Source organism: Neisseria sp. P0009.S007 (assembly GCF_051962515.1).
This window is the reverse complement of record NZ_JBQCVF010000084.1, coordinates 1-10061: the sequence shown is the minus strand read 5'-3', so window position 1 is coordinate 10061 and position 10061 is coordinate 1. Positions and strand designations below refer to the sequence as shown.

General features: G+C 49.0%; 11 protein-coding genes. 3 read left to right on the top strand and 8 right to left on the bottom strand.

The window, feature by feature from the left end; translation table 11 throughout:
- Window positions 1–86 precede the first annotated feature (86 nt).
- On the top strand, window positions 87–1247 hold the full coding sequence (gene hflX, locus ACTHS3_RS08480; RefSeq protein ID WP_107868065.1) for a GTPase HflX: 1161 nt from the start codon (window positions 87–89) through the stop codon (window positions 1245–1247).
- A 68-nt stretch (window positions 1248–1315) separates the two neighbouring features.
- Here the strand turns inward: hflX and ACTHS3_RS08475 are convergent, their stop codons facing one another.
- On the bottom strand, window positions 1316–1441 hold the full coding sequence (locus ACTHS3_RS08475) for a hypothetical protein (RefSeq protein ID WP_003678791.1): 126 nt from the start codon (window positions 1439–1441) through the stop codon (window positions 1316–1318).
- A gap of 360 nt (window positions 1442–1801) precedes the next feature.
- On the opposite strand from ACTHS3_RS08475, the gene ACTHS3_RS08470 reads away from it, so the two are divergent.
- Window positions 1802–4288, top strand: coding sequence for a heavy metal translocating P-type ATPase (locus tag ACTHS3_RS08470; RefSeq protein WP_440367676.1), 2487 nt, complete (start codon window positions 1802–1804; stop codon window positions 4286–4288).
- Between the two features lie 37 nt (window positions 4289–4325).
- Window positions 4326–4766 (top strand): DNA polymerase III subunit chi, encoded by a 441-nt coding sequence (locus ACTHS3_RS08465; RefSeq protein WP_004519293.1) that lies wholly within the window; start codon window positions 4326–4328, stop codon window positions 4764–4766.
- Window positions 4767–4842: 76 nt separating this feature from the next.
- On the opposite strand, the gene ACTHS3_RS08460 is transcribed toward ACTHS3_RS08465, so the two are convergent.
- The 7 genes from ACTHS3_RS08460 to rph all read right to left on the bottom strand — a co-directional run bounded on the left by ACTHS3_RS08460 (window position 4843) and on the right by rph (window position 9876).
- Window positions 4843–5277: a hypothetical protein gene (locus tag ACTHS3_RS08460; protein WP_141744533.1), complete on the bottom strand. Its 435-nt coding sequence runs from the start codon at window positions 5275–5277 to the stop codon at window positions 4843–4845.
- A gap of 187 nt (window positions 5278–5464) precedes the next feature.
- The gene (locus ACTHS3_RS08455) at window positions 5465–5875 is read right to left on the bottom strand and encodes a hypothetical protein (protein ID WP_440367673.1); all 411 of its coding nucleotides are present in this window, start codon (window positions 5873–5875) and stop codon (window positions 5465–5467) included.
- Between the two features lie 94 nt (window positions 5876–5969).
- On the bottom strand, window positions 5970–6293 hold the full coding sequence (locus ACTHS3_RS08450; RefSeq protein ID WP_004519296.1) for a hypothetical protein: 324 nt from the start codon (window positions 6291–6293) through the stop codon (window positions 5970–5972).
- Between the two features lie 68 nt (window positions 6294–6361).
- On the bottom strand, window positions 6362–6688 hold the full coding sequence (locus ACTHS3_RS08445) for a purine permease (RefSeq protein ID WP_224783368.1): 327 nt from the start codon (window positions 6686–6688) through the stop codon (window positions 6362–6364).
- Between the two features lie 79 nt (window positions 6689–6767).
- Window positions 6768–7418, bottom strand: coding sequence for a hypothetical protein (locus ACTHS3_RS08440; protein ID WP_440367671.1), 651 nt, complete (start codon window positions 7416–7418; stop codon window positions 6768–6770).
- Between the two features lie 337 nt (window positions 7419–7755).
- Window positions 7756–8976: an aspartate kinase gene (locus ACTHS3_RS08435; protein WP_004519299.1), complete on the bottom strand. Its 1221-nt coding sequence runs from the start codon at window positions 8974–8976 to the stop codon at window positions 7756–7758.
- 171 nt (window positions 8977–9147) lie between these two features.
- The gene (gene rph, locus ACTHS3_RS08430; protein ID WP_039861956.1) at window positions 9148–9876 is read right to left on the bottom strand and encodes a ribonuclease PH; all 729 of its coding nucleotides are present in this window, start codon (window positions 9874–9876) and stop codon (window positions 9148–9150) included.
- Window positions 9877–10061 lie beyond the last annotated feature (185 nt).

The window sequence follows — 10061 nt, the reverse complement described above, 5'->3', positions numbered from 1 at the left end:
GAAGTGACCGAATATTTTGCCGATATTTTGAAAAACCGTTAATCAGGACTTTGACCCAGCCGTCAGGCCGTCTGAAAGGAAATTTTTTGAGCAAGCGCAATCTGTTTTCCGTCGATAAATCTTTGGAAAAGCCCGAACGCGTCCTCTTGGTTGGCGTGATGCTGACGGCGGACTATTCCGGCGCAAACGAAACGCGCGAGCGCGGCTTTCAGACGGCCTTGACCGAAGCGGCAGAATTGGTAAACGCGGCCGGCGGTGATTTGGTTTCTATCGAAACTTCACGTCGCGATAAACCGCATCCGGCTTTGTTTGTCGGTACGGGCAAGGCGGAAGAGTTGGCGGCAGTGGTGAAGCAGCATGATGTCGGGCTGGTCGTGTTCAACCACGAACTCACGCCGACACAAGAGCGTAATCTGGAAAAAGAGCTTCAATGCCGCGTCCTCGATAGAGTGGGTTTGATTTTGGCGATTTTTGCCAAACGCGCCCAATCGCAGGAAGGTAAGTTGCAGGTGGAGCTGGCTCAGTTGAACCATTTGAGCGGACGGCTGATACGCGGTTATGGACATTTGCAAAGTCAGAAGGGCGGCATTGGCTTGAAAGGGCCGGGTGAAACCAAGCTGGAAACTGACCGCCGCTTAATCGGACAGAAAATTACGGCATTGAAAAAGCAGCTTGCCGATGTCCGCAAACAACGCGCCACACGCCGCAAATCGCGCATGAGCGGCCGTCTGAAAACCTTTGCCATTGTCGGCTATACCAACGCCGGAAAATCCAGCCTGTTCAACCGGTTGACCAAAGCGGACGTATTGGCGAAAGACCAGTTGTTCGCCACTTTGGATACCACCGCGCGTCGGCTTTTCCTGTCGCATGAGGCGAGCGTGATTTTGACCGATACCGTTGGTTTCGTTCGCGATTTGCCGCACAAGCTGGTGTCGGCGTTTTCCGCCACCTTGGAAGAGACGGCGATGGCGGATGTGCTACTGCACGTCGTTGATGCGTCCAATCCCGATTTTGAACGGCAGATGGACGATGTCAACGAAGTCTTGGAAGAAATCGGCGCGCATGAAATTCCGCAATTGGTGGTGTACAACAAAGTTGATTTGCTGCCGTCGGGTGTGCGTGAAGCAGGCATTTTGCGCGACAATTCCGGACATGCCGTCGGCGTGAATGTTTCCGTCGCCGAAAGTTTGGGCTTGGATGGTTTGCGCGAAGCGATGATTGAATTGGCCGTACAGCCAAGTGATTGATAGTATGGAATGAAACAAGGCCGTCTGAATATTCAGACGGCCTTACCGTAAAATTTTAAATCCGAGGATTATGCCGACAGAGGGCTTTTCTTTTTGAACACGCTTTCGTAAAGCATCCAAGCGGCGAGGCTCAGGTATACGGTGCTGGATAAAATGCCGATAACGGCAAAGATAGGCATAAGGCGATCAATCATGGTGAGGTTTCCCAATAAGTTAGTTTTATAAGTAAATGTGTGTTTTTTATTTCCGTCTTCGCGGAATGCCTAAAGTATGCTGCTTAAATGGATTGAGGTCAATAAAAAATATATTTGAATTTTTAAAAAAGTTCCATTTTTACATTAAAATAATTGGAAGTTTTTAAAGATAAACGGTATTTATATGTTACCGTTCATCATATGATAAACGGTCAATGCTTTGTTTTCCATATTTTTTATAAAACTCGACAGTCTATTAATTCAAAAGTAAATGAAATGAGGCGGAAAAACGCTTTTTGCTAAAATGTAACACCCTGGGACGGTTGTTTCAGGCCGTCTGAAAAATAAATCGAACACATTATGACATCTTCCACACATCCCCAAAAAAACTGTTTCCATTGCGGACTTGAAGTCCCGGAACATCTGCATCTGACGGTTCGTTTTGAAGACGAAGAACACGAAACCTGTTGCGCCGGTTGCCAAGCGGTGGCGCAGAGTATTATTGATGCAGGTTTGGGCAATTATTACAAACAGCGTACTGCAGACGCGGAAAAATCTGAATTGCCACCACCGGAAGTGTTGTCGCAATTAAAGCTGTACGATTTGCCCGAAGTGCAGGCTGATTTTGTCGAGGTTGGCGCAGGGGATGAGCGCGAGGCGGTGTTGATGCTGGGCGGCATTACCTGCGCCGCGTGTGTGTGGCTGATTGAACAGCAGTTGTTGCGTATGAAGGGCGTGGTGCGCGTGGATTTGAATTACAGTACCCACCGCTGCCGCGTGGTGTGGGACAGCGCCCACATCGAATTGTCGGACATTTTGCTGAAAATCTGCCAAACCGGTTATACCGCTGCGCCTTATGATGCGCAAAAAATCGAAGTGCAGGCGCAGAAGGAACGCAAACAGTTTATCGTCAGATTGGCCGTGGCCGGTCTGGGTATGATGCAGACGATGATGTTTGCCCTGCCGACTTATTTTTACGGCGGCGACATCGAGCCGCTTTATTTGGAAATCCTGCATTGGGGCGGCTTTTTGATGGTGTTGCCCGTTGTGTTTTATAGCGCGTTGCCGTTTTACCGCGGCGCGTGGCGCGACTGGAAAAACCGCCGTGTCGGCATGGATACGCCGATTGCCATTGCCATTGTGATGACCTTTATTGCGGGTATTTACAGTTTGGCCACCAACGCAGGGCAGGGCATGTATTTTGAATCCATCGCCATGTTGCTGTTTTTCCTATTGGGCGGGCGTTTTATGGAACAGATTGCCCGACGCAAAGCAGGCGATGCGGCGGAGCGGTTGGTCAAACTGGTTCCGGCATTCTGCCACCGTTTGCCGTCTTATCCGGAAAGCGAAGTCATCGAGGAAGCCGCAGTCGTCCGCCTCAATATCGGCGATACGATTGTTGTGAAGCCTGGCGAAGTCATTCCGGTGGACGGTACGGTTTTGTCCGGCGAAAGCGAAGTTGACGAAGCCATGTTGACCGGCGAAAGTTTGCCGATTGTCAAAAGGCCGTCTGAAAAAGTAACCGCCGGCACGCTTAACACCAGCAGCCCTTTAATCATCCGCACCGACCATACCGGTGGCAACACGCGCCTGTCCCATATCGTCAAACTGCTCGACCGTGCGCTGGCGCAAAAACCGCGTGCCGCCGAGTTGGCCGAAAAATACGCGTCCAGTTTTGTGTTTGGCGAACTTTTGCTTGCGATTCCTGTTTTTATCGGCTGGGCTTGGTATGCAGATGCGCACACCGCCTTGTGGATTACCGTTGCCTTGCTGGTCATTACCTGCCCATGTGCCTTGTCGCTTGCGACTCCGACTGCGCTGGCTGCTTCTACCGGTGCGCTTGCCAAAGACGGGATTCTCATCAGCGGCAAACAAAGCCTGGAAACGCTTGCTCAAATTGACGACGTCGTGTTCGATAAAACAGGTACGCTGACCAAAGGGCAGCTTTCCGTCAGCCGTATGTTGTCAGCAGGCCGTCTGAACGAAGTCCAAGCCCTTGCCGTTGCCCAAGCATTGGAACAGCAATCCGAACACCCCATCGCCCGTGCCATTTTGAACCATACGCTTTTAGACGGACCTGTATCCGCGCTTGATGTGAAAGTGCAGCAACGGGTCAACCGTATCGGACACGGTGTCAGCGCACAAATCGAATTGGATGGCAAAACCCAAGTTTGGGCTTTGGGCAAAGCGGCGTTTGTTTCGGAAATCGCCGGTAATCTGCCTGAAACATTTGCCCATATCGACCACACAGGCGGCATTATTTTCTTGGGCAATCAAAGCGGTTTTCAGACGGCCTTTTTGCTGGAAGACCAAATCAAAGACAGCGCCGCTGAAATGTTGCAAAACCTGAAACAACACGGCATCCGTCTGCACCTTTTAAGCGGTGACCGTCAAGCTGCCGTAGCCCAAGTCGCGCAAGAGCTGGGATTGGATGCCTATCGTGCCGAAGCCACGCCTGAAGACAAACTTGCTTATGTGGAAAATCTGCAAAAACAAGGGCGTAAAGTCATGATGATCGGCGACGGGATCAACGATGCCCCCGTCCTTGCCCAAGCCGACGTGTCGGCCGCCGTGGCCACGAGTGCCGATGTGGCGCGAGACGGTGCGGATGTGGTTTTGCTCAATGATGATTTGAACGTTTTGCCCGTGATGATGGAACAGGCACGCCGCACCCATCAAATTATCCGCCAAAACCTGACTTGGGCTAGCGCATACAATCTGGTTGCCGTTCCGCTGGCCGTGTTTGGTTACGTTACCCCGTGGATCGCCGCGCTCGGCATGAGTTTCAGCTCGCTGCTGGTGTTGGGCAATGCCTTGAGATTGTTGAAAACCAAAAAGGCCGTCTGAAACCGGCCAATCCATTGCCTAAACGAAAGAATACGCCATGCCTAAAGCCACTTTTTATACACACGTCGCCCGCCCGGCCGCCTTTGCCTGCCGCCTGATTGCGCGCGCCATACGCGATGGCGGGCAGATTTTGGTGTGGTCGGATTCTGCCGCGGCAGTGCAGCAACTAGACGTTGATTTTTGGCAGCAAATTCCCGAAAGCTTTATTCCGCATGAAGTCTGGCTGCCTACCGACCCCATGCCGTCTGAAACGCCGGTATTGCTTGCGTTTGGAAACGCATTGCCGAATATTTCGCAAGATTGCACGGTTTTGAACCTGTCTGCTGATTTCTGGAGCCAAGCCCCGGCCATTCCAAACCGTATCCTTGAAATTGTGGGCAACAGCTTAGAAGATTTGGCCGAAGCCCGAGACCGTTTTCGAGCTTATCGTCAGAGCGGATTTGAGATTGAGCATTTTTCGAGAGGAGGGAAGGATTGAGTGTTGGAGATATTCAAGGCCGTCTGAATATAAACAAAGGGACATTTTGATGATGTCCCTTTGTTTTTTAGATTGATTATCGGAAGGCTTCGTGCCATATACCATAAAACATGAGGCAACAGCAGAAAGAGTAGAAATAGTGGAAAAAGCGTTCAAAAAGGGAAGTATTGGCAAGATACCATTGAACAGACTGATGGTGGTGTTGGGGATTTTTGAGGATTAAGTTGGGGAAACGGACAATCGAAGGTACGGCAAGCAAGTCAAACAGATTGAGGAAGACTGTAACCGATAATGAAAAACCGATTGTCTCATGAAATACGTCGAATGGCTGTAATGACAGGGTGTGTGCAAATAGGGAGGTTAGGGCAGATTTGTTGGACATCCATAAATAAAACAGTCCACCGATAGACAAGTAAAGTGCCAAACGAATCCATATAGATAGCTTGCGTCGCAAATAGAGGATGAAGAATAAGTTGAGCAGGATAAAGAAAATAGGAAAAACTGATTTCATGGGTTTGTTTGCTTACAGTTTGGTATTTAAAGCTGCTAAGGGAAACGCATTATTGCTTGTATGAAGGGCTGCCTTAGGAAAAGACAGTCTGAAAAGGCCATTCTATTTTAGGCCGTCTGAAAAAGATTTGCGTAAGGGCAAGGGTTTCAGACGGCCTTAAGTTTTTTTGAAGTCAAAATCCGATGGTTTAGGATTCGGTTTTTGAGGCCGCATTGGCGAAATAGCGGTTGGATACCGGATTGAAGATGAGGAGCAGCAAAACAGGGTGGAGAATGGATTGAATAATGATTTGTTGAGAACTATAGCTCGCCATATCGCTATACACCATGATTAGCGAAGAGGCCGCTAGCACAATAGCCAGCCAACGGGCAGAACGGTTACCTGAAAGCAGGCCGACAGCAATAAATACCGGTAAGGAAAGGAGGATGAAGTATAGGGGCATAGACAGCCACCAAGGCAGGAAAGGGAATGCCAAGGTTGCAACCTCTATCAGTAAATCGCCCGAATAAATCGCAAGAGCAACCGTAGTAAAGCAAGTAAGGGCAGTTATGATGAAATAGAGAACGGTGGCGATGGTAACAGGGACTGGACGTTTCATGTAATAAAAGCCTTGGAGGGGATATCGGGGATAAGGATTAAAATCGGTATTGGCCAAACCTTGTTATCGAAGGCGATGGCCGTCTGAAAGCAGGCTATTCGTCTTTCTCAAATGAAGAATGCTTGATAATGGCAGGCTGGAAGACTGCAACCAAATAGAGCATGATAGGAAGGATGAGATACGTAAAAGGAATATCTGCGCGAAATAGTGCAATCAGAAAGGCAAGGTATAAGGTCAGCAGGGCAAGGAAAATAATGCTCTTTTTCCATGTCGCTTGGCGGATTTCTTTTGCAGTTGGCTGCTTATAGCGGACTTTTTTGTGGCAGGTCGGGCATTCTTTAATGCTTTTCAGTCCTTTGAATGCACTACCTCGAATCGGATTGGAGCAATGCGGACAAAAAAATGGGGACGATTTCATTATTTTTTATTGGGCCGTATAAAGTATTGCCCATCCGGAAAAGTGGGTTGGATGGGCAAAGTATATGTTTATTCGTCTTTTTCAAAAGATGAAAGTTTGTTTTGAATCGGGATAATGTAGTAGACGAAAAAGCCGATAACTAATGCCATACTGATATATTGGGGGAATGTACCAAACAGGCTGATCAGTATTGCCGCTACGATGCAGACAACTACTACAAAAATAGCGAAAGGTTTCAGCAAAGCTTTGAAATATTCGCCAACAGGCGGTTTTTTGAATTTGACTTTTTTATGGCAGGAAGGACATTCTTTGACTGCGGCCAAACCTTTAACCAATCCGCCTTGGATCGGGGCATGGCAGTGTGGGCAGGGGAGTGAAGGGTTTAGATTATTCATTGTGTTCAACCTGACTTAGGGTTTGGAAAGGTGGTATCGATGTTGCCGATACCACCGATATTTATCGGAAACAATAGGCTTATTGGGAGTATTTTTTGCCTAAAGCTTCGGCAGCTTTTTGTACTTCTTGATTGGCTGCACGTAGGGTTTCTTGCAATTTTTGAGATTTTTCTTGGAAATCATTGGCAAATTTGAGCGAATCTTTATCTTTGCCGTTGATAGTCAGCTCAGAAACATGTTTGCCTGCATAAATCATCATGTTGTTGGCAGCACTGCTGACTTGTAATGCACGATCCAGAACTGCTTTGATTTCAGGATCTTTGATGTCGAGGGCAGCTGCGCTCTGATGGAATTGTTCCAGTGCGGCAGTCAGTTTGTTCATCTGCTCCAAAGCTTCTTTTTCTTTATTTTGGTTAGCCAAGTTTTGCAATTCTAGGCCTAGCTGAGTAATTTTTTGAGCTTCTTCACCAGTGGTGAAGTGAATGAATTTTTGCAATTCGGCAAGACCGTCTGGAGATTTTTTATCGGAAATGACGATAGGTTCGGCCAGTTTAGGATCTGCTTCCGGGAATTCGCTCAGAGCTTTTTCGTATTTGTTGGCAGAGCTAGATTCGCTTTGAGCAACTTGTTCTGCCGGTTTGTCGCTGCTGCCTTTATTACCGGAGTCGCCGCAGGCTGCCAGCAGGGAAGCGGTCAAGATCAGCATACCGAATTTGTTTAATACGTTCATATTAGGATTCCTTCTTAAGTTAGGAGAAAATTGGGGGAAATTTGTTTTTATTGATGAGCGTAGATAATTGTTTGTACTTTTGTCCTATTTTATTACAGATTTGTTTATTTTTCTCAAATTAGGTTAAGTGGTATGTTTTTGGAATTAAACGGCGAAGGTGGATGGTTGTAAAATATTGAATATATAATGAAATTAACAAGGGTAATAATAAGCCAGGCTACACTGTTTTGAGCTAAAGTTGATTTTTTTTATTAAGATGTTGTTGATTTATGTAATGGAAATAAAAAAGGCCTTCTGAAACAATAAAGTTTCAGAAGGCCTTTTTGACTGGTTGGAATTAGTTGCCTAAGTCGAATGCTTTGTGCAGAACGCGGGTAGCCAGTTCCATGTATTTTTCGTCAATCAGGACGGATACTTTGATTTCGGAAGTTGAAATCATTTGGATGTTGATGCCTTCTTCTGCGAGGGTGCGGAAGATTTTGGCGGCTACGCCGACGTGTGAACGCATGCCCAAGCCGACTGCGGAGACTTTGCATACGGTGTCGTCGCCGTCGATGTAGGCGGCGCCGATGCTGTCTTGGCGTTGTTGCAGGAGTTCGATGGTTTGTTTGTAGTCTCCGCGTGGAACGGTGAAGGAGAAGTCTGTTGTGCCTTCGCTGCCAACATTTTGGATGATCATGTCGACTTCGATGTTGGCATCGGCAACTGCGCCGAGGATTTGGTAGGCAACGCCGGGTTTGTCAGGTACGCCGCGTACGTTGATGCGTGCTTGGTTTTTGTCGAATGCGATACCGGTTACGGCTGCTCTTTCCATGTTGTCGTCCTCTTCAAAGGTAATCAGGGTGCCGTTGCCGCCATCTTGCAGGCTGCTGAGTACGCGCAGGCGCACTTTGTATTTTCCGGCGAATTCTACGGAGCGGATTTGTAAAACTTTTGAGCCGAGGCTGGCCAATTCGATCATTTCTTCGAATGTGATCGTGTCCATGCGGCGTGCTTCGGGTACGACGCGCGGGTCGGTGGTGTAAACGCCGTCTACGTCGGTATAAATTTGGCATTCGTCGGCTTTGAGGGCTGCGGCGATGGCAACGGCGGAGGTATCCGAACCGCCACGGCCGAGGGTTGAGATATTGCCTTCGCTGCTGATGCCTTGGAAACCGGCTACGATAACGACTTTACCGGCAGCCAAATCGGCACGCATTCTTTCGTCGTCGATGTTTTCGATGCGGGCTTTGGTGTGGGAAGTGTCGGTTTGGAGGGCGACTTGCCAGCCGGTGTAGCTCTTGGCGTCAACGCCGATGTCTTTCAGGGCCATGGCCAGCAGGCCGATGGTCACTTGTTCGCCGGTAGCGAGAACGACGTCGAGTTCGCGCGGATCGGGATGCTCTTGCATTTCGTGCGCCAGTGCGACCAGTCGGTTGGTTTCGCCGCTCATGGCGGATACGACGACTACGATGTCGTGTCCTTCGGCGCGGGCTTTGGCGACACGTTTGGCTACGTTTTTGATGCGTTCGGGCGAGCCTACTGATGTGCCGCCGTATTTATGTACGATTAACGCCATGTTTCGTGCTTTCTTGTGGGGGTTGTCGGGCAGCTTGGTTTGCTGGAAAAAGGGTTATTATTACTATTTTTTACATGGAATTCAAGGATAGAACGCGCTTTTTTGAGTAAATACGCATAAAGGGGTTTGGTTAAAAAAGGCCGTCTGAAAGTTTTCAGACAGCCTTGCTGATTATCGGGCCAAAAGAGCGGCCTGCTGGTGTTGAACCAATTCAGCAATGCCTTTATGCGCGAGGGCAATGAGTTTGCCCAATTCTTCGATGCTGAAGGGTGCGCCTTCGGCTGTGCCTTGGATTTCGATGATTTTGCCGGATGCGGTCATGATGATGTTAACGTCGCTGTCGCAGCCTGAATCTTCTGGATAGTCCAAGTCCAAAAGCGGTACACCGCCCACCACGCCGGCGGAAACGGCGGCAACGGCTTCACGGATGGGGTTTTCGCTGATAAGGCCGTTTGAAAGGAGTTTGTCTACGGCGATTTGCAGGGCAACGTAGGCACCAGTAATGGAGGCGGTACGCGTGCCGCCGTCGGCTTGGATGACGTCGCAGTCAATCAGGATTTGGCGTTCGCCGAGTTTTTCCATATCGACGACGGCGCGTAGAGAGCGGCCAATCAAGCGTTGGATTTCTTGTGTGCGTCCGGATTGTTTGCCCGCGGCGGCCTCGCGGCGCATACGGGAGGCGGTGGAAGCCGGCAACATACCGTATTCGGCCGTTACCCAGCCTTGTTCTTTACCGCGCAGGAACGGTGGGACATTTTCGTCGATGGAGGCAGTGCAAATCACTTTGGTGTTGCCGCACTCAATAAGGCAGGAGCCATCGGCATGGGGGAGGAAATTGGGGGTAATTTTGATGTCGCGCAGGCTGTCGGCGGCGCGGCCGGTGCGGGTGTAGTTACTCATGATGAACCTTTGGGGGGAATAAAAAATAGGTTGCCTTGAATTATAGAGGAATTTGGCACCAAAGGCCGTCTGAAAATCGTCGGTCGGGTGTGTTATAGTGTCCATACTTTCACTCGTATTTGGAAACGGAGTAAAACCATGGCTACAAGACGAACTATTCAAATCCACAGCATGACCGGCTTTGC

Bases quoted from the DNA above. Each gene is read 5' to 3' on its own strand.
- ACTHS3_RS08475 (WP_003678791.1), bottom strand. From the start codon at position 1,441: ATGATTGATCGCCTTATGCCTATCTTTGCCGTTATCGGCATTTTATCC.
- ACTHS3_RS08470 (WP_440367676.1), top strand. From the start codon at position 1,802: ATGACATCTTCCACACATCCCCAAAAAAACTGTTTCCATTGCGGACTT.
- ACTHS3_RS08465 (WP_004519293.1), top strand. From the start codon at position 4,326: ATGCCTAAAGCCACTTTTTATACACACGTCGCCCGCCCGGCCGCCTTT.
- ACTHS3_RS08460 (WP_141744533.1), bottom strand. From the start codon at position 5,277: ATGAAATCAGTTTTTCCTATTTTCTTTATCCTGCTCAACTTATTCTTC.
- ACTHS3_RS08455 (WP_440367673.1), bottom strand. From the start codon at position 5,875: ATGAAACGTCCAGTCCCTGTTACCATCGCCACCGTTCTCTATTTCATC.
- ACTHS3_RS08450 (WP_004519296.1), bottom strand. From the start codon at position 6,293: ATGAAATCGTCCCCATTTTTTTGTCCGCATTGCTCCAATCCGATTCGA.
- ACTHS3_RS08445 (WP_224783368.1), bottom strand. From the start codon at position 6,688: ATGAATAATCTAAACCCTTCACTCCCCTGCCCACACTGCCATGCCCCG.
- ACTHS3_RS08440 (WP_440367671.1), bottom strand. From the start codon at position 7,418: ATGAACGTATTAAACAAATTCGGTATGCTGATCTTGACCGCTTCCCTG.
- ACTHS3_RS08435 (WP_004519299.1), bottom strand. From the start codon at position 8,976: ATGGCGTTAATCGTACATAAATACGGCGGCACATCAGTAGGCTCGCCC.
- rph (WP_039861956.1), bottom strand. From the start codon at position 9,876: ATGAGTAACTACACCCGCACCGGCCGCGCCGCCGACAGCCTGCGCGAC.